The 23,365-nt window shown below is 41.4% G+C and carries 17 protein-coding genes and 1 tRNA gene; 12 read left to right on the forward strand and 6 right to left on the reverse strand.

Features of this window, described 5'->3' with window-relative positions; genetic code table 11:
* Positions 1–319: 319 nt before the first annotated feature.
* From JI65_RS10455 to JI65_RS10465, 3 genes are all read right to left on the reverse strand, one after another.
* Entirely contained in the window at positions 320–1,966 is a 1,647-nt protein-coding gene (locus JI65_RS10455; RefSeq protein ID WP_191016167.1) for an extracellular solute-binding protein, read from the reverse strand.
* 147 nt (positions 1,967–2,113) lie between these two features.
* Positions 2,114–2,995 carry a carbohydrate ABC transporter permease gene (locus JI65_RS10460; protein ID WP_191016169.1) on the reverse strand — a complete coding sequence of 294 codons (882 nt, stop codon included), beginning with the start codon at positions 2,993–2,995 and terminating at the stop codon, positions 2,114–2,116.
* A gap of 15 nt (positions 2,996–3,010) precedes the next feature.
* Positions 3,011–3,988 (reverse strand): ABC transporter permease, encoded by a 978-nt coding sequence (locus tag JI65_RS10465; RefSeq protein ID WP_191016171.1) that lies wholly within the window; start codon positions 3,986–3,988, stop codon positions 3,011–3,013.
* Positions 3,989–4,394: 406 nt separating this feature from the next.
* Between JI65_RS10465 and JI65_RS10470 the strand changes: the two genes are divergently transcribed.
* Complete coding sequence (locus JI65_RS10470) at positions 4,395–7,772, forward strand: hypothetical protein (RefSeq protein WP_191016173.1); 3,378 nt, start codon at positions 4,395–4,397, stop codon at positions 7,770–7,772.
* A gap of 311 nt (positions 7,773–8,083) precedes the next feature.
* Positions 8,084–9,316, forward strand: coding sequence for an LL-diaminopimelate aminotransferase (locus JI65_RS10475; RefSeq protein ID WP_191016176.1), 1,233 nt, complete (start codon positions 8,084–8,086; stop codon positions 9,314–9,316).
* A gap of 70 nt (positions 9,317–9,386) precedes the next feature.
* On the opposite strand, the gene JI65_RS10480 is transcribed toward JI65_RS10475, so the two are convergent.
* Entirely contained in the window at positions 9,387–10,631 is a 1,245-nt protein-coding gene (locus tag JI65_RS10480) for a hypothetical protein (protein WP_191016178.1), read from the reverse strand.
* A gap of 290 nt (positions 10,632–10,921) precedes the next feature.
* Between JI65_RS10480 and JI65_RS10485 the strand changes: the two genes are divergently transcribed.
* From JI65_RS10485 to JI65_RS10510, 6 genes are all read left to right on the forward strand, one after another.
* Positions 10,922–13,315: a chemotaxis protein CheW gene (locus JI65_RS10485; RefSeq protein WP_191016181.1), complete on the forward strand. Its 2,394-nt coding sequence runs from the start codon at positions 10,922–10,924 to the stop codon at positions 13,313–13,315.
* 41 nt (positions 13,316–13,356) lie between these two features.
* Positions 13,357–14,820 (forward strand): CheR family methyltransferase, encoded by a 1,464-nt coding sequence (locus tag JI65_RS10490; protein WP_191016183.1) that lies wholly within the window; start codon positions 13,357–13,359, stop codon positions 14,818–14,820.
* A gap of 14 nt (positions 14,821–14,834) precedes the next feature.
* A complete protein-coding gene (locus tag JI65_RS10495) occupies positions 14,835–15,317 on the forward strand; it encodes a chemotaxis protein CheX (RefSeq protein ID WP_191016186.1) in 483 nt (160 codons plus the stop codon).
* Positions 15,318–15,331: 14 nt separating this feature from the next.
* Entirely contained in the window at positions 15,332–15,769 is a 438-nt protein-coding gene (locus tag JI65_RS10500) for a response regulator (RefSeq protein ID WP_191016188.1), read from the forward strand.
* Positions 15,770–15,992: 223 nt separating this feature from the next.
* Entirely contained in the window at positions 15,993–17,600 is a 1,608-nt protein-coding gene (locus tag JI65_RS10505; RefSeq protein WP_191016191.1) for a pectate lyase family protein, read from the forward strand.
* Positions 17,601–17,671: 71 nt separating this feature from the next.
* A tRNA-Val gene (locus JI65_RS10510) sits at positions 17,672–17,745 on the forward strand.
* Positions 17,746–17,800: 55 nt separating this feature from the next.
* Here the strand turns inward: JI65_RS10510 and JI65_RS10515 are convergent.
* Complete coding sequence (locus JI65_RS10515) at positions 17,801–18,655, reverse strand: undecaprenyl-diphosphate phosphatase (protein WP_191016194.1); 855 nt, start codon at positions 18,653–18,655, stop codon at positions 17,801–17,803.
* Between the two features lie 152 nt (positions 18,656–18,807).
* Between JI65_RS10515 and JI65_RS10520 the strand changes: the two genes are divergently transcribed.
* From JI65_RS10520 to JI65_RS10530, 3 genes are all read left to right on the forward strand, one after another.
* Positions 18,808–19,464, forward strand: a complete 657-nt coding sequence (locus JI65_RS10520) for a hypothetical protein (protein ID WP_191016197.1) — start codon at positions 18,808–18,810, stop codon at positions 19,462–19,464.
* Between the two features lie 18 nt (positions 19,465–19,482).
* Positions 19,483–19,932: an LPP20 family lipoprotein gene (locus tag JI65_RS10525; protein ID WP_191016200.1), complete on the forward strand. Its 450-nt coding sequence runs from the start codon at positions 19,483–19,485 to the stop codon at positions 19,930–19,932.
* A 173-nt stretch (positions 19,933–20,105) separates the two neighbouring features.
* The gene (locus JI65_RS10530; RefSeq protein ID WP_191016202.1) at positions 20,106–20,816 is read left to right on the forward strand and encodes a tRNA1(Val) (adenine(37)-N6)-methyltransferase; all 711 of its coding nucleotides are present in this window, start codon (positions 20,106–20,108) and stop codon (positions 20,814–20,816) included.
* Here the strand turns inward: JI65_RS10530 and JI65_RS10535 are convergent.
* Positions 20,813–21,598, reverse strand: a complete 786-nt coding sequence (locus JI65_RS10535; RefSeq protein WP_191016204.1) for a hypothetical protein — start codon at positions 21,596–21,598, stop codon at positions 20,813–20,815. The genes JI65_RS10530 and JI65_RS10535 overlap by 4 nt on opposite strands.
* 341 nt (positions 21,599–21,939) lie before the next feature.
* On the opposite strand from JI65_RS10535, the gene JI65_RS10540 reads away from it, so the two are divergent.
* The gene (locus tag JI65_RS10540) at positions 21,940–23,259 is read left to right on the forward strand and encodes an SH3 domain-containing protein (protein ID WP_191016207.1); all 1,320 of its coding nucleotides are present in this window, start codon (positions 21,940–21,942) and stop codon (positions 23,257–23,259) included.
* Positions 23,260–23,365 lie beyond the last annotated feature (106 nt).

A 23,365-nucleotide genomic window follows, 5' to 3' on the forward strand; every position in this document is an offset into this window, starting at 1 on the left:
TATTGCTTGTAGACCTCTCGACTGCGCTCGATGTGACAAAAATGCTTATTCCGACTACGCTCGAGGTGACAAAACGGGCATTCCGACTGCGCTCTGGCTGGCATTGTAGTGCCACTCCGATTTTTTTAGTATCTGTGACCAAGCTGCGCTATCCGCGTTTTTCAGTATCTGTGTCCCATCCGTGTGAATCTGCGTTGGAAATCTGAAAACTTGTCATTCTGAACTTGATTCAGAATCTCTGCATCCTTGCGGTAAAAAAAGACCCCGAAACCAGTTCGGGGTGACGGGGCGTCGGTGAGGTTTCGGGGTGACGGAAAAGCTATCTTGCGAGCTTCGCTTTGTTCTTTTGCATGAGCTCTGTTTGCAAAAGCTGAATCTTGTCGATTCCGCGAGTTTTTTTGTATTTATTGAATTCAGAAAGAATCGTGTCGAATTCAGCTTCTGATTTTGCCCTGATTAGGTTTGAAAGGTCTTTTCCCCAGCGGCGTTGAATTTCCTGATAAATCAAGTCTTCGTCAGAGCCGATTGGGAGCGTAAGACCGTCGTAAACCGCATAGGAATGAACGTAAGGACATGTCCAAAGCTGCGGTTGTTCCAACGACGGTGCATATTCTACACCCCACTGAGCTTGCCATGCAGTGTCCATGAGCATCCAGTAAGTAAAGAGGAGACCGATTTCCGTCTCTTGCTTGTTTTTGTCTGTTGAATCAAGGTCTTTTATCTCTGGAAGAAGAGTTGGAATTCCGTCAACCATATTGTAAGTCTCGCCAGGAATACCAAAATTCGTGTCCATTTGTCCTTCTTCGCTTATAAGGTAGGTTAGGAACTGAATTGCGCGGGCTTTGTCTTTGCACTTTTTGCTGATGAGTGTAACGGTCCAGCCGGCAATGCTTCCGCCTGCAAGTTTTGGAGAATCTGCGTGAGTGTTTTTTGGTCCGTCAACAGCCACATAAATGCTGTTTGGGTCACGGGCGTACAATGCGTTCTGCGGTGCCTGCATATCCCAGTTCATGTAGAGCATACAGAAATAACGACCCTGCGCGGCTTTTTCTTCAATCTGGCTTCGCTTGTCAACAAAAATGTCCGTTGGAATCAAGCCTTCTTCGTGTGCCTGGCGGAACATCTTGAGCCAGCGAACATATTCAGGATTTTCTGTAAGACCTAGGTTTGCATCTTCAAATTTTCCGTCCTGCTCAGGATTGATTGCAAGGAAGTGCGAGAGCACGGTTTGTAGCTGGCTGTTACCAACATCGGTGAATTCGGCCGTTCCGAACGGAATGAGCGGTGTACCGTTTACGGTCGGAAATTTCTTTTTTGCCATGCGGAGAGCTTCCAAAAATCCTTCTGGAGTCGTCATGTCCGGTGAGCCGAGTTCTTCGTACAAATCTTTTCGTACAAGGAATGTCTCGTTTGAAGTGAGTTTTCCTTTGTATTTTTCGTAATCCGATGGAGTGTAGCTTGCGTTCGGATAGCCGTACACGTGACCGTCTTCCTGCCTGTACCAGCCCAATTTGTCTGGATTTGCAACTTTAAAGAAATACGGGTCGTATGCTTCGGCAAGTTCGTCAAGCGAGTAGACCAGACCTGAATCAATCATCATCGGAACCTGGCCTTCGAACCAGCCGAGAGTGATTAAATCTGGAAGCGCGTCACCTGCAATCATCGTGTTGAGTTTTTCAGCCTCGTTTCCTGCCGGAACGATAAAGTTTACGTTCACACCGGTTTTTTCGGTAATGTACTTTGAAACTTTTGAGTCGCCCCAATGCCTTGAAAACCACGAAAAGTTAATGTACCAATCAAAAGTTATTGGATTTGCAGCGTTAAGCTTCCACCCAGGTTCATTTTCAGTTCCTGGAAGAGTCGAGATGCTTTTTTTGCCATCTTTTGTGCAAGAAAAGAGTCCCAGAGAGGCTGCTGTAAGCGCAAGAATTGCTGAAAACTTTGCAATCAGCTTGATTTTTTTCATATTTTCCTCCGAATCAATTTGTGTCTATTCGATTTTTGCCAAGTTTCTTCTATATAATATAACATTCAGTTAGAATGATTTATGGGCATCTCGAAAAACTTAAAATTTGGATGTTTTTTTTAAGATTCCCTTATTTAACCTTTTACCTTAACCTTTTACCGAGCCAATGAGCATTCCCTTTACGAAATACTTTTGAAGGAACGGATAAACGCACACAATTGGAAGCGTGGTTACAACCATTGTTGCAAGGCGCACGCTTTGTGAACTTACCTGCTGTGCCGAAACTCCTGCCGGAAGGCTTACAACTGCCTTTGAAGCACTCGCGCTCGCCACGATTCGGTACAAGAAAGTCTGAATCGGCTGCAGATCTGACTCGTTCACGAACATAACTCCCGTAAAATAGTCGTTCCAGTGCCATACTCCGTTAAAAAGCGCGATTGTCGCAACAACAGGCATTGAAAGCGGAAGAATTATCTTAAAGAATATGATTAAATCGTTCGCTCCGTCCAGTTTTGCACTTTCTTCCAGCGCCACAGGCATTTCCCTGAAGAAAGACATAAAGATTATCATGTTATAAAAATTGAACATGTACGGAATGATGTAAACCAAAAAATTGTCATACAAGCCTATATTCTTGTACAAAATGAATGTAGGAATCAATCCGCCGCCAAAAAACATTGTAATCGTACCCACAATCATGTAAACCTTATGTCCAAAAATGTGCTTTTTTGACATTGCATAGGCTACCATTGCCGTAAAAAGAACGCTGGTAACCGTTCCAATCAACGTTCGCGCAATCGTAATTCCGAATGCTTTTATAATTGCGTGGTCCTGAAAAACCGTCTTGTAGCTTTCGAGCGTGAACTTTCGCATTAAAAAGTAGATTCCGCCGCGCAAAGTGTCCGTAGAATCATTCAACGAAACAATCACCGTGTACCAAACCGGGTATAGGGAGATAAAACAAATGACCAGCATAAGAATCGTAACGAATCTGCTCGTTGAAGTTTTGTCTTTTAATTTCTTGCTCATTTTTTACTCCCCGCTTTAGAACAGTGAAACATTGTTCACTTTTCTGGTGATTTTGTTGGCCATAAACAGCAGCATGAAGGCCACTACAGACTTGAACAAACCTATTGCCGCAGCGTAAGAATATCTCATGCTTCGCATGGCTGTCGTATACGTGTAAATGTCGATAACGTTTGACCTCTCTGAATTCAACGGATTCCAAAGCACGAATATCTGGTCAAAGTTTGAATTCAAAAGACCGCCCACCGCAAGAATGAACATGATTATAATCGTTCCCTTAATTGACGGCAGCGTGATAGAAAAAATCTGTCTGAGACGGGAAGCTCCGTCAATTTCCGCCGCTTCGTACATTTCCTGGTCAATTCCAGAAATCGCCGCAAGATAAATGATTGCGGACCAGCCCATCTCCTTCCACAAGTCCGAAATGACTACAATCGGCCAAAAATATTTTGGATATGCGAGAAACGAAATCGGTTTGTTCATGATTCCGATGGCCGTAAGAAACTGATTAAAAAGTCCGCTCTCATCAAGCCAAGTTGTAAGGATTCCTCCGAGCACGACCCATGAAAGAAAGTGCGGAAGATAAGAAATCGTCTGAATCGTTCTCTTAAAAGTTGCATTTTTTACTTCGTTCAAAAGAATTGCGAAGGCAATTGGAATCGGAAAGCAAATCGCAAGTTTCAGAAGACTGATTCCCAACGTATTCATCATTACGTTTACGAATTCTTCGTCCTTAAAGAAATTTATAAAGTGTTGCAAGCCACCTGTGCTTGCCCACGCAGATTTAATGAAGTCAATACTGAAAAGAGATGTTGTAATGTTGTAATTTTTTTTGAATGCAATAAGAAGACCGTACATCGGGGCATAATTAAATACGAGCATCCAGATGAGTCCTGCCCACGCCATGATTTGCAGCCATTTTTCATCTTTTAGCCGTTGCCATACGGTCTTTTTGCAAAGTTCCGTATTCGGCTTTTTTGCACTTGGTGTTCCCATAAGTTCCTCCTTAACCACAGAGTATAGGGTAAGCCCACCTTGAATGGTAGGAAGTGAGCTTTCAGAAAAGTGGCTATCTTTCGGTTTTCCTAACCTTTTAAATTGACACCTACAATTTCATACTTTATTGTGCATTTGAAAGGACTTCTGCATTATAAATTTGTAAAGGTAAAAATCTGTTGACCGTACGTTACGGACTTATTAAAAAAATTGTCGGAACGAGAGCGGAAAACGGCTTTTGTGAACGTTTGCAAGGTGAGCCGCTTTGCGGCGTCAATAATTTTCTTTGCACCTTGCACCGCGTGAACAAAAACGGCTTTCCGCGTTAGTGCAGACAATTTTTTTACACCTGCAAGTTTGTAGTGTGGACGCATACAACTGCACAATAAAATTATGGGAGTAATTTATGAAAAAAAACGTGAACGGACTTTTTACCGAACTTGACGGTGAGATTTTTTATAAAATTGAAAATTATGACTGCATGGAAGATTTTTTTATGACCATCACCAGTTCTTCCGATATTTGGAATTTCTGCTGGTCTCAGGGCGGCATTACCGCCGGAAGAATCAATTGTGACTACGCGATTTTTCCGTATTACACTGCCGACAAGGTTTCTGACTCAAAACTGACGACAGGGCACTATGCCGCAATTGCGGTAAAAACTTCTGACGGCAAAACTGAATTTTGGGAACCGTTCGCGCCGCTTCTTTGTTCAACAGGAGCGCGTTTTATTCAGGACGAAAAAATCCGTCGAAACATTTACAAAAACGCAACGGGCACAAAAGTTTTCTTTGAAGAAGTGAACGAACGCCTGAATCTTTCGTACCGCTATGGATGGACTTCCTCTTCCAAATTCGGTCTTGTAAGACTTGCACGCATTGAAAATCTTTCGGATTCAAAAGTGGAACTTTCGATTCTTGACGGCTGCCGAAACATTATGCCAGCTTGTACGGATGCAGCTTTCGAGAACAACAATTCCGTTCTTTTGGATGCTTATAAAAAAACTGATTTGGACGAAGAATCGAATCTTGCGCTTTTTTCTTTGTCTTCTGTAGTCACTGACAAGGCGGAGCCTAGCGAAGGCCTTTTGGCGAATGTAAGTTGGTTTACGGCTGACGAAAAAATTCTTCTTGCTCCTTCGTCCATCGAAGATTTTTTTACCGCTCAGGGCAATGTGGATTCTTTAAAAAGCGTTGATGTTGTAAAAGGCGAAAAACCTTCGTGCTTCGTGGCAAAAAAAATTATTCTGGACGGAAAAACTTGTGAGTGCTGGGAACAGGTTTTTGACACTGCACTGACTGCAAAAAATGTTGCCGCGCTAAAAACTGTTCTGTCTGACCGCGCTTTGGCAAAAAAACAGCTTCTTGCAGACATTTCTATGGGCGAGTCGCTCATGCAGACTTATTTAAGAGAGTCAGACGGAATTCAGAGCACTGCAGAAGAAATGACTTCTGTTCATCACGAGGCAAACGTAATGTTCAACATTATGCGAGGCGGTTTTTTTGCAGACAACGGAAGAATCAACGCCCCGGATTTATTGAAGTTTATAAAATCTCGTAACGTGGCAAAATATGAAGATGCAAAAAAAGCTTTGGGCGACAGTGCCAAAGAAAATTCACTTGCAAAATCATTCGTTATGAAAAAATTTTATGACACAAACGATTCTCAGCTCATAAGACTTGCACTCGAATACATGCCGATTATATTCAGCCGACGACACGGAGATCCGAGCCGACCGTGGAACCGATTCAATATTCGCCTAATCGACGAGAACAAAAATCCTATTCTGAACTACGAAGGCAACTGGCGCGATATTTTTCAGAACTGGGAAGCACTTGCCATGAGCTATCCTGCATACATTCCGAATATGACGGCTAAATTTTTAAACGCAATGACGCAGGACGGATTCAATCCGTACAGAATTTCTCGCGCCGGAATCGACTGGGAATGCCCTGAGCCTGACAATCCGTGGGCGCAGTACGGCTATTGGGGCGATCACCAAGTTATTTATCTGCAAAAATTTCTTGAACTTTGGAACAAGACAGATTCAGCAGGTTTTAAAAACTGCCTGAACGAATGTCTGTACACAAGTTCAAACATTCCGTATCGATTAAAAAGTTATGCCGAAATCCTCAAAGCACCACATTCGTCAATCATTTTTGATAAAACTTTGAGTGACAAATTGATAGAAAAAAGCAAAACTTACGGAAGCGACGCAAAACTCGTTATGAACGGCGACGAGCCAGCCCTCATTTCATTCACTGCAAAAATCCTTCAAATCATCATCGCAAAGGCTTCGAACCTTGTGCCGGGCGGAGGAATTTGGATGAACACCCAGCGACCAGAATGGAACGACGCGAACAACGCTCTTGCAGGTTGGGGACTTTCTGTCGTAACGCTCTGCTATTTGCACCGAATGCTTTCTTTCCTCATCGAGATTTATTCAAAAACTGAATTCGGTTCGTTTACAGTTCCAAAAGTTATTTCCGAGTGTTTTACATCTCTCGGTGAACTTTACAAAAATTCTTGCAGCGAAAAACTTCTTTCTGATGACGGGGAGCGAAAGCGTTTTACGGATGCCGCCGGAAAGATTTTTGAAGAAGAAAGAAATTCTCTTTACGCAAAAGGTTATTCTCAGGGAACTGTGGAGCTTTCTGCGTCTAAAATCTGCTCGTACCTTTCGGCAATCTGCACGCTGGTCAAAGAAAGTATTAAGGCGAATCGACGGGACGACGGACTTTATCACACTTACAACACGATGATTGCGGACGAAAATGAAATGAAAATTCTTCGTCTCCAGGAAATGCTTGAAGGTCAGGTTGCGATTCTTTCTGCGGGACTTTTGAATTCCTCAGAAACTCTTGAAGTTCTTTCTGCCCTAAAAAAAAGCAGACTTTTTGAGCCTCGTCAGGAATCTTACATTCTCTATCCGAATAAAAATCTTCCTGCGTTTACGCAAAAAAACAATATTTGTGATGAAAAAATCAAGCCTCTGTCTTCTTTTATTGCGCGAACAGGTTCGTCCGTTTTGGAGCAGGATTGCAATGGAACGTGGCATTTTAATGCCGAATTCCACAATGGACGAATAATGGAAGATGTGCTTCGAAAACTTCCAAAAGAGGCAAAGGTCAGCGAAGAAGAAATCAAGACTCTCTGCGCGCTTTACGAAGAGACTTTTAATCATCAAAACTTTACGGGCCGAAGCGGAACTTTTTATGCCTACGAAGGATTGGGAAGTATTTACTGGCACATGGTTTCTAAACTCTTGCTCGCAGTTCAGGAACACGCGCTCGACGCTTTTGCGAACGGTGATAAAAATGCTGAATCGCTAAAAAATGCTTATTACGATGTGCGTCACGGCCTAAGCTTTAACAAAACTCCGGAACTGTACGGGGCATTCCCTTTTGACCCGTATTCTCACACGCCGTTCGGAAAGGGCGCAAAACAGCCTGGAATGACCGGGCAGGTAAAAGAAGAAATTCTTACCCGATGGGGCGAACTTGGAGTTGATGTTTCCGGCGGAAAAGCCCGGTTTAATCCGAAACTTCTAAAAACGAGCGAATTTTTTACACAAAGCGAAGATTTTGGAAAACTTTATTTTTCGTGGTGCGGAGTGCCGATTACCTACGTTAACTCTGATTGTGCCAGTATAAAAATTTGTTTTTCCGACGGAACTGTTGCTGAGCACAGCGGAACTGAACTTTCAGAAATTGAAACTAGGCAACTTTTTGCCCGCGAAGGAAAAATTGACTTCATCACGGTGAATGTAAAAGCTGAAAAATGAAAGCGAGTGGGCTGCAAAAAATGTGTCATGCCGAATTTCTTTCGGCATCGATGCTATGTAAGCAAGTAGACAAAAAATTGTCGGAACAAGAGCGAAAAAATGGCTTTTGTGAATGTTTGCAAGGTGAGCCGCTTTGCGGCGTTAATAAAGGTTCCTTACACCTTAAACCTTGCACCGCGTGAACAAAAACATTTTTTTCGCGGTAGTGCAGACAATTTTTTTTACTACCTGTAAGTTTACAATGCGTTGCTCTGATTTTAGCCCGCTGACTAGTTGGAAAAAAAGTTAGTTTAGGCTAAAATTATCTCACTATGATACAAAGAAATACAGGTTTTTCAAATTTAACTGCTGGCTATCTTTTCCCAGAAGTAGCCCGCCGCCGTCGTGAATATGCTTCAAAACATCCGGAGGCATCAATTATTTCTCTTGGAATTGGAAACACCACCGAGCCGCTTTCAAAACACATTGCAACTGCTATGAGCGAATATGCGTTAGGACTTGCAACTCCAGAAGGCTATTCTGGCTACGGAGATGAGCAGGGAAACTCAAAGTTGCGTGAGCGAATTGCCGAAGTTTTTTACAAAGGCATGGCAGATGCAAGCGAAGTTTTCATTTCCGATGGTGCTAAATGTGATATTTCAAGAATTCAGACTTTATTTGGAAAAAATGTAAAAGTAGCGGTTCAAGACCCTGCTTATCCTGTCTACGTTGACGGTTCTGTTGTCGTAGGAGCTGCTGGCAAAAATAACGGAACTGGTTACGAGGGAATAACTTATTTGCCTTGTACTCCAGAAAACGATTTCTTTCCGGATCTTTCAAAAATTGAGCCAGATACATTGATTTATTTCTGCTCACCAAACAATCCGACTGGTGCCACAGCTACAAAAGCCCAGCTCAAAACGTTGGTAGATTTTGCCAACAAAAACGGATGCATCATTATTTACGATGCCGCATATTTTGCTTTTATCCGAAATCCAGAACTCCCAAAAACGATTTTTGAGATTGAAGGTGCACGAACTTGTGCAATCGAAGTGAATTCTTTCTCTAAACCTGCAGGTTTCACTGGCGTTCGTCTTGGCTGGACAATTGTGCCTAATGAATTAAAGTTTGCAGATGGTTCTTCTGTTAACCGTGACTGGAATCGTGTTATGACGACTTTGTTCAACGGAGCGTCTAACATTGTACAGGCCGGTGGTCTTGCGGCTCTTGATGAGCAGGGACTAAAAGACATGAAGGATTCTGTTGACTATTATCTTGAAAACGGTCGATTGATAAAATCAACTCTTGACGGCGAGAATTTCAAAAAAATCGGCGTTGAAGTTTATTTTACAGGAAACGGTCCGTATGTTTGGGCTAAATTCCCTGGATATGAATCATGGGAGATTTTCGACTTGATTCTTGATAAATGCCATGTCGTAACGACTCCGGGTTCAGGTTTTGGACCTGCTGGCGAAAGTTTCGTTCGATTCAGTTCATTCGGTCACCGAAAAGACATTGAAGAAGCTTGCGAACGGCTTTCAAAACTTGTTCTTGAAAAGAAATAAAAAATAAAAAAAGCTGACGAAAGTTAAAATGATTTTCGTTCAGCTTTTTTATGTTCGTTGTAATTTTTAGCTAAAAACTTGTCTTATATCCAACACTGAATTTTATTGCTTTGCCTTTGTCATCCTGCAAGTCAAGGACGTTGATTTGTCCGAGAACTTTTACGACACCGCCGAATATCTTAACGTCCATGAATGGCGAAACCTTAAAATTTGCGTCAGATTTGTAATCGTTAAAATTTGGTATGTCCGTAAAGTGCATGTTCGGAACAGAGAACGTACCATGAACTCCAAAAGTCATGTCGTAATCAAAAAAATGCAGTCTGTCGTTCATAATCGTAAGGTTTGCACCAAAAGTATCTTCTATAAATGGCATGTTTGATACAGTGTAAATCGTGTCGCCTGTAGTTTCGTCCGTGCTTTTTTCGCCCGGAATGTTAAAAACTCCCATGCAGACTTGTGTTCCGCCTTCTCTCATGCGCAATTCCGTAAGAATAAAAATGTCATCTGCGCTAGGAAATTCATCAATAGATGCAGCTTTTACAATCATGTTCTCAAAACCGAACTGAATGAGGAGGGAAGAGCCATAACTTGAACCTATTAAAATGTCAGCGGCAGAATGAAGATTGATTGAATCAATATAAAGGAAAACTTTGTTTCCGTTCGGGTCTTCTGATTTGAACGGAATTCCCGCGCCCATCATCAGTTCTGCAGAAAAATATTTTGTTACCGTTCCGAATTTTAAATCCAAAGTAGGTTCTGTGTCATCTTCGTTGTCTTTGTTTTTGTAAGCCAAAAAAGCGAGCGCAATTGGAAGCGAAGCAGGTTTTATCGTGTAGGAAAAACCGTTTCCGTAAATTCGTTGAATATTTACTCCATTAACTCCAAACCAATCGTCGGTCATCAAAGAATAAAATGGTTTTATACCAAATTGCTGTTGTAAAAATTCCTCTTTTCCAATAGCATGTACACGTCCTGTAAAGACGTTTAGCGAGTGAATTTTTCCGTATGCTGGAAGTATGTACGTTGCTGAAAGTGAATCCATCCTGAATGTGGCGATTTTGTCACCGAACAGACCTGAAGATGAAACGTCAGACGTGTTAATTGAAATATCAGCGTTCAAAATCAAATTTGAACTAAAATTCAATTGTCCTGAAAGGTATCCGTCTAAAGCAAAGGTCGGGTCGTATGAACTGGATGAGGGATCCGAAGCGACCGTACCGTTTAATCCTAAATTTCCAGAAATAAATGGTGCTGCATTGATTGTCGCTCCTAAAACAAAGAGACCAAAAGCAGTACATATTTTTATCAAATTCATTTATAATAGCTCCGAATTTTTAGTCTAGGATGTTCTATCACATAGAAAATCCTTGTTTCTTGTTTATCGGAAGATTTTGAATCTGTTTTGATAAAATTGTGTGGCAGATTGTAAATTTTGACGACATATTATTTTAAAAAGTGAAAAAAATTATGTGAGGTTGACTTGAATAAAATTTAAAATCACGGAAAATGTCAAATACAAATGTATTCTTAAAGAAATATTAAAATAGTTTGAGATATTTGTATTTTTTTCTTGACTTTGAAAGTGGAAAGGTTAAAATAAGTTATATGAGTGATTATCTTGATGCAAACAATGAAGAATTATTGAAAGATTACTTCTCAGAATCTGAGCTTATGGTCGATAACTTGGAAAGTAATATTTTGGCAATTGAAAATGATCCTAATAATCATGATGCCATTGATGAGATTTTCCGAGCAGCCCATACATTAAAAGGAAACTCTGCGACTGTTGAGTTTACTGAGATTTCTCACTTCGCTCACATAATGGAGGATTTGCTTGATGAAGTCAGATCCGATCGTGTCAAGGTAACTGAGCCTGTCGTAGACACCTTGCTTACAGCCCTTGATGTGATAAAAGCCATGCTTGAGGCTCGAACAAACGGTAGCATTTATGGCGAGAGTGTTGATGAGATTACCGAAAAAATCAAATCATTTATTCCAGATGGTTCTGGAAAAGCAAAAGCAGCTTCTGCTCCTGCAAAACCGGCTCCTGCGCCTCAGCCAGCTGCTCCGGTTGCGGCTCCTGCAGCAGAAAATGTAACTGTTGCTCTTTCTGAGTATGAACTTGCAGAATTAAAGCAAGGCTGTGCCGCTGGACAAAAATTGTGGTCTGTAAACGTAGTGTTTGATGAAAACAATCCTATGAACACCGTAGGTGGTATTCAGGTATTTGCGGCATTGAAGGCTTGCGGTACGGTTCTTAAGACCGTTCCTGATTTTGATGCTCTTTACGAGGATGTTTTCTACAAGGAAGTTGTTTATTATGTAGCAACTTCGAATACGGCTGACCAAATCGAAGATACGGCCTTCCTCGATGACGTTACTCTTAGCGTAGATGCGAAAAATCTTGATAATGCGGTTTCTAAGGATAGTGCCCCTGCAAAAGCAGCTCCAGCTGCGGCACCACAGCCAGCGCCTGTTTCATCTCCTGCCGTATCGGCTCCTGCACCTGTTGCTGAAACTTCTGCGGCAAGCGTACCGGCAGTGGCTACAGAAAATAAGCCTGCTGCAAAAGCTCCTGCAAAGGGTGCGGCGGCGAGCGGACATGCACAGCAGAGTTCAATTCTCCGTGTAGATTCAAAACGAATTGACTACTTGTTGAACCTTATCAGTGAGACTGTTATTACGAAAGCATCGTTCAACCAGAGTGCGAGCCAGCTTGCGGACATGCTTGTTCAGTTCCAGACATTGGATTCTTCTTTCAAAGAAAAAGTAAGAAAAATGTTTGAGCAACTTCCTCAGTATCTTGAAGAAATTCAGAACGGTGTTGCTGTAAAAGACATAAAATCAAATATTCTCAATGAGTTTGGTGATATTGCAAATTACTTTGATGCTTTTGAAACTAGATTCAAAGATTTGAATTCAAAATTCCATTCTTCAACACAGAATCTCGGTCGTATTGCCGGTGAATTGCAAGAGGGCGTAATGAAAATCCGAATGGTTCCTATCAGTCAGATTTTCGATCGTTTCCCGCGTGTTGTTCGCGATTTGCAGCGTGATTTGGGTAAAAAAGTTACTTTGCTTATTGAAGGTGAAGAGACAGAACTTGATAAGACTGTAATTGATGACCTTATGGATCCTATCATGCACTGTATTCGAAACTCGGTTGACCACGGAATTGAAAAGCCTGATGTTCGAAAAGCTGCCGGAAAAGATGAAACCGGTACCGTTATGTTGAAGGCTGCCAATGAAGGTAACATGATTATTATTGATGTTGTCGATGATGGTGGCGGAATTGATGTACAGAAGGTAAAAAATAAGGCTATCAGCAAGGGGCTTATTCATCCAAATAAAGTTCTTACAGATCAGGAAGCTGCTCAGCTTATCTTTATGCCAGGTTTCTCAACGGCAGAAAAGATTACCAACGTTTCTGGACGAGGTGTAGGTCTTGATGTTGTAAAGACGATGATTGAGAAGTTGAATGGTACTGTTACTGTTACAACCGAGCATGGAAAAGGCTCTAAGTTTAGTATTCGTTTGCCATTGACTTTGGCTATTATTCAGGGACTTTTGGTTCAAGTTGGACGAGAAGTTTACTCAATTCCAATTGCCTCTGTTATTGAGAGTGTTCGTGTAAAAAAATCAGAAATCAACACGATTGACAACTATGAAGTTTTGAATGTTCGTAATGAAGTAATAAGCGTGCTTAGATTGAGTCGCTTGTTTAATATTAGAACTTCAGAAGAAGGTGAGTACTGCTTTGTTGTAATTGTTGGTTCTCAAGATAAAAAAATCGGTATTATGGTTGATAGTCTTATCGGTGAGGAAGACGTTGTAATCAAGCCATTGCGTGATCAGTTCACACAGTCTCCTGGTATTGCCGGTGCATCTATTCTTGGTGATGGTTCAGTTTCTTTGATTATCGATGTAACGCAGCTCCTTGAGCTTGGTGTTCGACAAGAGATTGAAGCAAGACAGGAAAATGGATTGCTGAGCGACTAGCTGATAACTGGTTAATTTATACTATGAATAAGGAGAATTAAATGGAAACCCCAGCAAATCAGAGTCAGCCTTCTATTAATACGGTTTTGAAAGAAAGTCTTGGTTCGCTCCAGTTGCAAGGACTTAATGAAACTGTTGCAAACGAAAAAAATGATCAGATGGCTGCGATTGACTATAAAATGGTTACTTTTTCGCTAGCTGGAAAGGACTATGCAATTGACATTATGAAAGTAAAAGAAATTGCAAAGGCTGGTCGTTTTACTTATGTACCAAATACATTGCCGTTTGTGCTTGGTGTATACAACCTTCGTGGCGAGATTATCCCGATTGTAGATTTGCGACTTTTCTTCAATATTGATGTGCCAGAAAGAAAATATGATGCATTGGAAAATATGCTCATCGTAAATATTGCAGATCAGTTGTTTGGTGTTGTTGTTGATGACATTGACAAAGTTGTCGGTATTCAAAAATCAACGATTAATCCGCCACACCCGCTTTTTGGTGATATTAATATAAAATACATTCAAGGTGTTGTTGAGGTAAATAATCGACTTTACATCTTGCTTGATATCGAAAGAATCTTTGGAGCAAAAACAGAGGCTAAGTCTGTTGAGGCTGCGGCTGGAACCGTAAAAGAAGTTTCTGGAAGAATGTCTGTTCCGGTTGCTAATGCTCCCGTAGCGGAAGTTGCACAGACTTCGGCTGCAAAAGTATCTTCGCCATCTAAGGCTGCTCCTGCTCCGGAACCTAAAAAAGAGGCGAAAGCCGTTGATTATACATTCATCGTTGAAGGGCTTGCTTCTTTACGAAAGTTTGTAGTGACTTCATTGAACGATGCATGGATAAAAGACCGTTACGCAGATTGGGAAGCCGAGAGAGGAGAGGGCAAAACTCAGCTTCAGAGTGCAGCTGATGCAGATGCATATTTGGCTCCGTTCTATTCGCCTTGTACTGGAACTTGGTGGAAGAAGGATTATGCGGATGCGCTTTATAAGTCATTGCCAGATAATACTGCAAAGCAGATTGTTGTTTGGAATCCTGGATGTGGTAAAGGATACGAAACTTATTCATTTGCTTGTCTCTTGAAAAAACGTTATCCTAGTGCTAAAGTTCGTGTTTATGCACATGAAATTGATTTGTTGAGCATTTCAAATGCACCGTTACTTTCGGTTCCTAATGATGTGGCAAATGATTGGTATTCACCGTATGTTACTAAAAAAGCAAATGGTGAATTCACTTTTAATCAAGAAATTCGTGACAGCATCATGTTTGAGTATCATGATTGTTCGAATACTAACTCTTTGCCACCTGTTGATATAATTCTTGCAAGAGATGTGCTTTCATTCTTGCCTGAAAAATCACAGCAGTCTATCGTTGCTGATTTTGCAGAAAAGCTTAAGGGCAACGGTATTGTAATTCTTGGACGTAATGAGTCATTGGAAAGTGACAATAAGTGGTCTGTTAATAAAAGCGGATCGGTTACCATTTTCGGGAAAAATAAATAGAGGAGAAATAGTACATGAGAGTAGAGTACATTAATCCGTTTGTAGAAACCTCTTACCAGATTTTGAAGGAGGTTCTTGGCGGTGCTACTGTTACCCGCGGTGACTTATATTTGAAATCAACTGCTATGCCTGTTATGGGTGTTGCGGCATTTGTAGGTCTTGCTGGAGATGTTGAAGGTCGTGTTTTGTTCGACATGACATTTGAAACCGCACTTAATATTGCTTCTGCAATGAACGGTGAAAAACTTTCTGAATTTGATGATTTGGCAAAGGCTACAATTAGTGAATTGGCGAATTTGATTACAGCTCAGGCTGTTACAAAATTGCACGAGCTTGGTTTTAAATTCGACTTGACTCCACCTGCTTTGTTTGCTGGTGAAAAAATGGAAATTGCTGCAATGGGTGGAAATTCAAACAGCGTTGAGGCTTTGATCGTTCCTCTAATTACAGATTGTGGTAAAATTGAAGTAAACGTCGCAATTCGCGAACGCGTATAATAAGGAGTATCATTATGAAAACAAAACAGGATTTTCCTTCAATCAATGAGCGTCCGCCAGAAGGTGTAAATGCTGACGGCACAAAAATCCGTGTGTTGGTAGTTGATGATTCAATGTTCGTTGCAAAGCAGCTTGGGCAGATTCTTACAAGTGAAGGATATGAAGTAGTTGCAACAGCGGTTGATGGAAAAGATGGTGTAGATAAATATAAGGAACTTTGTCCAAACGTTGACTTAGTTACTATGGATATTACTATGCCGCGAATGGATGGTCTTACAGCACTTGAGCAGATTATGGCTTTTGACAAGAATGCAAAAGTTATTATGGTAAGTGCTCTTGGTAAAGAGGAGTTGGTAAAAAAATCACTTCTTCTCGGTGCGAAGAACTACATCGTTAAGCCACTTGACCGCAAGAAGGTTCTTGAAAGAATCTCTTCTGCAGTAAAAAACTAATATATGTTTTTGAAAAAGCGCAGTTGTAATTTGCAATTGTGCTTTTTTTATTCTCTCCTAAAAGCTTTCTGTTTGTCCTTTCTTGTCTTTTTTTTGAAATATAATTGTTAAAAAAATCTTCTAAAACTATATAAAAGTTTTTTTAATGACATAAATCTTTATTTTTGTTACTTTGTTTTACCATTTGTCTATTTTGAATTTTTAGCATTTTAGGAGAATTTTTATGAAGAAATATTTTTTGCTAGCCGGTTTGTGCAGTCTTTTTGCTTTGTTTGCAATTGGGTGCAAGGCAGACGCTGAGGAGGAAGATTCGCTTACGGGTGTTTCGATTTCTGGAAGCGGAAAAGCCCGCATCGGAGGCAAATCAGCATTGACCGCGACACCTAAAAAGACGGGAAGCCCTGAAATCACATATTCGTGGAGTCTTTCATCAGACAGCCAAGCATCGTTGAGCGCGACAACAGGAGAAAGCGTCGAGCTTTCCGTGAGCGACAGCGCATTGGAAGGAGACAGCGTAACGGTGACCGTGACCGCCACATGGGGAACCGTCAGCGTGCAAGGAGAAAAAACGGTGACTTTCTCGACAACACCGACACTCTCGTTGACGGACACGCCTGTGGGATATGCCAGCCTTAGCACAGACTACTCAACTTCTGACGGAACCACTGTAACAACTCGCGAAGAGCTTCTCTCTGCCCTCTCGAATGGCGGAGTCATCATCATCGACGGCATGATTGACATGAGCGAGGGAAAATTGTGGGAAAGCGGAAAGACTTCAATGTCAACAGCTCCATCTGCGTTGGATTCTTTCGTGAATTCGACCGTTTCAACATATTCTGACTATGCCGACTGGGTTGATAAATATACTGCGGCATGTGCGGAGAATACCGAAGATGGGGATGCAACAGCTCCAACAAACGCATCGCACAGTTCTTTGTACGGTGATTTGTGGAAATTGAATGAAGCGTACGGAAATCTCATTAAAGTTACGATCTCAAAAGACGGAACGACTCTCATCGGAAAGGACGAGAACTGTGGAATCCGTGGCGGTTCGATTCAAATAAACGGAAAGAAAAACATCATAATCCGCAATCTTACGATTCAAGATCCATGCGACCCGTTCCCGCATCATGAAGTTTCTACTTCAAATAAGGCATATAAAGCCTCAGACGGCTACAACGCCCAGTGGGACGGCATCTGCATTCAGGGAAGCAGCTCGTACATCTGGGTTGACCACTGCACTTTTGAGGACACTCTCACTTTGGCATACACGACAAACACGACGAAAGAGAAATGGCAGATTTTCGACGGTCTCTGCGACATGAAGGGTGACTCCACGAACATCACCGTCTCAAACTGCCACTTCAAGAAACACGACAAGACAATGCTGATTGGCTCATCTGATTCGGACGGAGACAACTCAAAGCGCTTTGTTTCCCTCATCGGAAATTATTTCGAGAATTGCGGTCAGCGCCTGCCCATGGTCAGAAACTCGACGATTCATGTTTTGAACAATTATTACACAACGTCAGGCTCTCCATATTCTTCACAGTCGTGCGTCAATGCTAGAAAGAACGCGATTGTGTATGCGGAGAACAACTATTTCGGCTCCGGCTGCAAATACTCGTTCAATGCCGCGTCTGGCGATTCGACTCCAGTCCTCCACGCAAGCGGAAACGCAGGAGAAAAGGTTTCTTCGACAAGCAACATTTCCGCAACTGATTCAACTTTGTTCAGCTCTCTGAGTATCTACACCTACACCGCCGTCACAGCCGATGAGGCCAAGACGAATGCGGAAGAAAACGCTGGCGCAGTTTGTTTATTGCAATAATTTTCCTCGCACGTTCCGCTTGACCAACTCTTATCTTTTTTGATATAGTCTAATCCTCGCTTGTGAGATATGCGGGGTTAGCTCAGTTGGTTAGAGCATCACGTTGACATCGTGGGGGTCAGTAGTTCGAATCTACTATTCCGCAAAAAAAGGCACGTTTCCGATTGGTAGCGTGCCTTTTTTTGTTTAAAAACTTTTTTCTAAAAGAAAATGATTCCTAGAATGCCGGCAGGAACCAAATAGGCTGCAAAGTATTCAAGCTTTCCTTTTCGGATTAATTTTATAAGCCAGGTGAGTGACAAGAATCCTGCTGCAAAGGCTGCCGCGCAACCCGCAATAATTGGTGCCGGGGAAATTATTGCCGTAACTTCGCCAATTTTTCTGAGTTCAAGAATAAATGCACCTGCAATCGCCGGAATCGAGACTATAAACGAGTAGTCGCCGGCCGTGGCTCTGTCAACTCCTGTGAATTGTGCGCCTGCAATCGTAATTCCGCTTCGGCTAATTCCTGGCAAAGTTCCGATTCCTTGAGCAAGGCCGATCAGCAATGCCTGAATCCAGCTGATTTTTGTAATCTCATCGTTCGTGCGTTTTCGTGCGATTACTTCGGAAAGAATCAAAAGAATTGATGTGACGAGAAATCCTGAGCAAATCATTTTTAATGGCACTGAGCCATCATCGATAAGTTTTGAAGTAAAAATACCGATTGCACCTGTTACGATTGTGCTCAAAATAATCATTATGATTGTATTTCGGCCGATGCTTTCGTTTGGTGCGAGTGTCGCTGTTTTTCCGCTCGGATTTTCTTCTGTTTGCGGTGCTGGTCGCCTAAAAATCCATCTGAACAGAATGCACAAAAGTTTTAAAATCGTTCTTCTGTAATAAAGAACCACTGCCGCAAGCGTTGCCATGTGCAAAAAAATGTCAAAAAGCAGTGGCACTTCCGAAAGACCAAAAAGGTGCTGTGCGATTTTTAGGTGTCCGCTTGAAGAAATCGGCAGAAATTCCGCGATTCCTTGCAGAACGCCGAGTACAATTCCCTGAAATGTTGTCATAATGATCTCCTTAAAGTGAACAGTATATAAAAGCAACGACTGTAATTCAATTGGAGCCGGCAGGCTTGCGGACGAATTGGCTTGTTTTGAATGTGAAAATAAGTTTAAATTGACTTTGTTTTTTATTAAGTTATAATAAAAGTGTTATGAAAATGCGTAAAATTTTTCTGTTTTTAATATTGTCCGTTCTCATTTTTTCTTGTTCGAGCACCAAAGAATATGTTGTTGAGAATAATACTCAGGTCGTTTCTGAAGATGAAGAGAGCGGTGACGCGCATTATCGCACAACTTACCGAAAAATCACGGCGCAGAACAAGACTGACGGAAAATTGGTGGCTTATTACACGCTTGGCGTTCCGTTTATTGTGATTGGAGATACGATTTGGCAGACAGTGCGTGTGTCTGGTTATATGCTGGGAAATTTCTTTTTGGGGTGGATGGCTGCTGACGGTGATGATACGACTTTTCTTTTGCCGAATACAGCTGCCGAAAAAAAAGAATACAACGAACTTGTTGCAGAATACATGAAGACCGATGAGTATAAGTACCGAAAATACAGGGGAACTTTTTCGTCTGCAAAGATTGTAGACGAACGTGTTGTTGAAGAAGTAAAATGGAACGGCGACACGGAAGTTGTTGACAGCGAAGTTAACATGGCTTCTAGCAACGTAGATATTTCTGCTAAGACCAAACGAATGACGAAAAAAATTACTATTATTGGCTCCAGAGTCGGTAGCGTTTTTGCCATAGTTTTTGGAATTCCTAGCTACATACTTGGTTATGTTTACCGTGCTGCAAGCCAGAACTAACGCCGATTGGAGTTTTTTATGAAGAAATTCTTTCCTCAATTTTTATTCTTGGTTTCTCTTGTTTTTTTTGTCTCTTTTTTTGAATCTTGTAAAAGCACAAAAGTTGAAGACCCGCTTCCAGATTGGATTACCACTGAGCGTGCCGATGAGACGGGGTATTATGCCGTAGGTTCTGCGAATCTTGGTAATTATGAAAAATCCTACAAGCTTGCTGTTCTGAATGCAAAAAAGGCAATTTCCGCGATGATAAAAACTGAAGTTCACTCGTCGTTGGATATAAAACGTTCTGACAGCAAAAAAGGAGAATCCGTTCAGATTACAAAGGATGCTTCCGTAACGTCAAGCGAAAGGGTGAGCAAAACGACGGTGCTAAAAACTCATCAAGCAAAAGACGGCACGGTTTACGTTCTTGTTCATTCTAGCGATGCCGGCTCAACACCTTCTGAAAGCGTTCTCGACGCAAAATAGACGAACTGACTTATGATATGGTGGTTTCGACTCCGCTCAACCACCGTATTTCTAAACTTTTGGAGACAGATACGCACAAGTGGGTCGTATTTTTGTTTTATCTGTGTCTTATCACTGTTCATCTGTGTTAATCTGTGTCAAAATTTGTGACCACCGTATTTTTTTAATCTTTTATGGAACAAATTGAAAATCTACATATTCCTGGATACAAAATCGTTCAGGATAAAGAAAAATTCTGCTTTGGAATTGATGCAGTTTTGCTTTCATCATTTGCCCGCGTGCATCCGAATGATTCTGTGATGGATTTGTGCACCGGGAACGCGATTGTGCCGATTCTTATGAGCGCAAAAAATCATTGCAATTTTACTGCCTTAGAACTTCAGGAAGATTCGATTCGTATGGCTAAAAAGAGTGTTGAATTGAATCATCTTGAAGACAGAATTAATGTTTTGCAAGGAGATTTGAAAAATGTACGTGAGCTTTTTGCGGGTGCGCAATATGACGTTGTTACCGTAAATCCGCCGTATATGCGTGCTGACAGCCGCTTGAATCCGAATGAGGCTAAAAATATTGCTCGGCATGAAATTTTTTGTTCGGTGAATGACGTTGTTTGGGCTGCGGCTTGTTTATTAAAAAGCGGGGGAAGTCTTTTTATGATTCATCGGCCGGAGAGACTTTCTGAAATCTTTCGGGCGTGTTTTGCAGAAAAAATGGAGCCTAAACGAATGCGTTTTGTGCAGTCGTTTTCGGACAGCGAGCCTTCAATGGTTTTGATTGAAGCACGAAAATTTGCGAAAGCAGACTTAAAAATCGAAAAGCCAGTTGTAATCTACGAGCGGAAAGGCGTTTACTCCAAAGAAATAGAAAGTATTTACGGTCGTTAAGGTTCCAACATTTTGTCTACAAGCTGTTCGAGAGCGAGTTTGTGGATGTCGCTGATTCCTTGAAGCCTTTGCAGGTTTTTTCCGGCGTTTTTTTCCTGTGCCTGAGCATTTGCGGCGGATTTTTCAACGTCTTCAAGTTCTTCCAGTTCTTCAATTTCCTCAAGTTCTTCGATTTCTTCGAGTTCCTCAAGTTCTGTTGCGTTTTCAAAATCATCAAGTTCGTGGAGTAAATCATTCAAGAATTTGTGCGTCTGGGACGGCGCGGAGTTTTTTTCAGGCGTTACGGGCTTTGCCACTGTTTTGTTTTGCTTGTACGGGGCAAACATCCTGTATTTTACGCGGAGAGGGTCTTGGAGCCGGCTGTATTTTGGAAGTCCGTAGGACGGAATTTCTTCGTTGCGGCTTGCCCAGAGTTTTTTGCGGAGCTCAATTCCAGACATTTCCGGGTGCATGATTACTTGGTCTCGGTCGAATCTTGCGTCAAAATGAAAATAAATCGGCAGGAATTTGTTGTCGATATTCACATCGACCATGAGCCACGTGCCTGCAAGATAAATTTTTCCGTTGCTGCCGGTTGTTAGGTAGCAATCGTCTTCAAGCCGTTCGAAGGCACTTGTAATCAAATTTGATTTTATTTTTTCAATCGAGATGTTTTCGATTTTAAATTTTTCGACAATCTCGCCAACACTTTTTTCCAGCGTGGATTCTAGGGCGGCGAGAATTAGTGAATCTATTTCAAAACTCAAGTCGATTGAGTTTGTCTCAATATAATCTTCGTTCATAAGTTTTACAGCTGCATTAAAAAGTTTACTCGAAATTAAAAGAAATTTAGAGTCCTTATTAAAGAATAAAGCATATTTTGGAGTTTAACCATTCAAATTTTGTGCTAAAGTGAAGAAAATAAAAATAAAAAAAAGGAAAATTGTAAGTTAAACAAAAATTTGATCATTCTATATTAAATTTTTGCCTTTTTTTGTTAAATTCTCTTGTTTTTTGGTAGGTTGAATTTTTTGGTCACGTTCACTGCATTAAATGCACTGTAAAGCTCAATTTTTGCAAAAAAAACGCTTGTTTCGTTTCCCTTTGTTCACTTTTAAATAGGGAATCAGTATAATTTATCATTATGTCTATTTTGAAGAAATTTATTATTTGTCTATTTTCAATTTTTTTGACGGCCGGAATTTTTTCTGGCTGTGGAAACAAGGATTTGGGCTACAGCGTTGTGCTTTGGTCTAGCGATGAACATGGAATTGTTGACGGTGATATTTTAAGAGTTATTATCCGTTCAAATATTACAAAAACTTATACTGTCCAAAAGCTTGATTCAACGAGCAATGAAGATTTTTTTGATATTCCGCTTTGGCAAATTACGGAACCAGTGAGCCTTAGACAGGCTAAAAAAAAGGCGCAGCAGTATGTGGAATGTGCGCACAAATTCGCATCTGTAAAAATTGCGGGACTTCCGATTCGAAGTGAGCCTGTAAACACTTCCAAACAGCTTTACCGACTTCGTGACCGCGAGGTAATCCGCGTGCTTTACAAAGGCGAGGGTGCGGCTGTGAGCGGAATTGAAGGCGATTGGTATAAAGTTCTTACGAAAGACGGAACTTCTGGTTGGTGTTTCTCTTATAATCTTGATTTGTTTGACGGCTCGACTGCCGAAAACCCTGTTTTTGTTGTTGAAGGTGAGGCTCCGCAGAACGAAGATGATGTTCTTGAATTGCTTGCTTCAAAAAAATGGTATCCTTCTTATTATGCAGAAATGGTAAAAAATCATACGATCGATCTTGCCCGCATGGATAAATCTTATGGATTCAATCTTGATAAAGAAAACAGCAAAGTTGCGGTTGCATTCTATGACATTGAAGAGCAGGAAGTTAGAAAACGTGAGTGGACTTACACTGGATTTATGAAAGTTTCCCGAAACCGATTCATGTTCGAGGGAACTAATCTTCAGATTTTCTTGAAAGATGACAGCACTCTGTCCGCTCAGTTCTCTGACAACAGCGGAATCACTCAGTCTTGTGAAATGGCTTCCCTTACGGATGATATTGAGTCGGTTATCAGCGGTGAAAAGAACCGTCGTGCTTCGATTTTGAATGGTCTTACAGGTTCTGGCCCGTACAGTAGCGCAAGCTACGGAACTCTTTCGTTTAATGGCAACAATTTTTCTTGGTCTGATTATGACATTCTCGTTCCTAATCCGATTGACGAAGGACTTTCTGGAAACGGAACGGTTTCGATTAAGTATCTTCTTAACCCAAGCTTGCAGGCTCAGTTTGCGGCCATTGTAACGTTCAATTTTTATGGTGGCAGCCCTGTTAATTTCTATTACAAGAAAACTGGTGAAGGAATTCGTCTTGAATATGCTCAATCTCAAATTGAAGATAATGTTGTAAAAATGAAGGGCGTTAGCTCTTACGAGATGAACTTTACCCGATAGAGCCGGTTTAAAAATTCATTTTTGTCATGGGGCAAAAGTATTGTCATGCTGAACTTGATTCAGCATCGACGTATACAGAGATTCTGGCTCTTTGCAACATAGTTGC

It is taken from the genome of Treponema zioleckii (assembly GCF_014737315.1).
Classification (GTDB): Bacteria; Spirochaetota; Spirochaetia; order Treponematales; family Treponemataceae; genus Treponema_D; species Treponema_D zioleckii.

What these genes read in the sequence shown, in the direction of transcription:
- JI65_RS10455 (WP_191016167.1), bottom strand. Translation starts at nt 1,966, where the DNA reads ATGAAAAAAATCAAGCTGATTGCAAAGTTTTCAGCAATTCTTGCGCTT.
- JI65_RS10460 (WP_191016169.1), bottom strand. Translation starts at nt 2,995, where the DNA reads ATGAGCAAGAAATTAAAAGACAAAACTTCAACGAGCAGATTCGTTACG.
- JI65_RS10465 (WP_191016171.1), bottom strand. Translation starts at nt 3,988, where the DNA reads ATGGGAACACCAAGTGCAAAAAAGCCGAATACGGAACTTTGCAAAAAG.
- JI65_RS10470 (WP_191016173.1), top strand. Translation starts at nt 4,395, where the DNA reads ATGAAAAAAAACGTGAACGGACTTTTTACCGAACTTGACGGTGAGATT.
- JI65_RS10475 (WP_191016176.1), top strand. Translation starts at nt 8,084, where the DNA reads ATGATACAAAGAAATACAGGTTTTTCAAATTTAACTGCTGGCTATCTT.
- JI65_RS10480 (WP_191016178.1), bottom strand. Translation starts at nt 10,631, where the DNA reads ATGAATTTGATAAAAATATGTACTGCTTTTGGTCTCTTTGTTTTAGGA.
- JI65_RS10485 (WP_191016181.1), top strand. Translation starts at nt 10,922, where the DNA reads ATGAGTGATTATCTTGATGCAAACAATGAAGAATTATTGAAAGATTAC.
- JI65_RS10490 (WP_191016183.1), top strand. Translation starts at nt 13,357, where the DNA reads ATGGAAACCCCAGCAAATCAGAGTCAGCCTTCTATTAATACGGTTTTG.
- JI65_RS10495 (WP_191016186.1), top strand. Translation starts at nt 14,835, where the DNA reads ATGAGAGTAGAGTACATTAATCCGTTTGTAGAAACCTCTTACCAGATT.
- JI65_RS10500 (WP_191016188.1), top strand. Translation starts at nt 15,332, where the DNA reads ATGAAAACAAAACAGGATTTTCCTTCAATCAATGAGCGTCCGCCAGAA.
- JI65_RS10505 (WP_191016191.1), top strand. Translation starts at nt 15,993, where the DNA reads ATGAAGAAATATTTTTTGCTAGCCGGTTTGTGCAGTCTTTTTGCTTTG.
- JI65_RS10515 (WP_191016194.1), bottom strand. Translation starts at nt 18,655, where the DNA reads ATGACAACATTTCAGGGAATTGTACTCGGCGTTCTGCAAGGAATCGCG.
- JI65_RS10520 (WP_191016197.1), top strand. Translation starts at nt 18,808, where the DNA reads ATGCGTAAAATTTTTCTGTTTTTAATATTGTCCGTTCTCATTTTTTCT.
- JI65_RS10525 (WP_191016200.1), top strand. Translation starts at nt 19,483, where the DNA reads ATGAAGAAATTCTTTCCTCAATTTTTATTCTTGGTTTCTCTTGTTTTT.
- JI65_RS10530 (WP_191016202.1), top strand. Translation starts at nt 20,106, where the DNA reads ATGGAACAAATTGAAAATCTACATATTCCTGGATACAAAATCGTTCAG.
- JI65_RS10535 (WP_191016204.1), bottom strand. Translation starts at nt 21,598, where the DNA reads ATGAACGAAGATTATATTGAGACAAACTCAATCGACTTGAGTTTTGAA.
- JI65_RS10540 (WP_191016207.1), top strand. Translation starts at nt 21,940, where the DNA reads ATGTCTATTTTGAAGAAATTTATTATTTGTCTATTTTCAATTTTTTTG.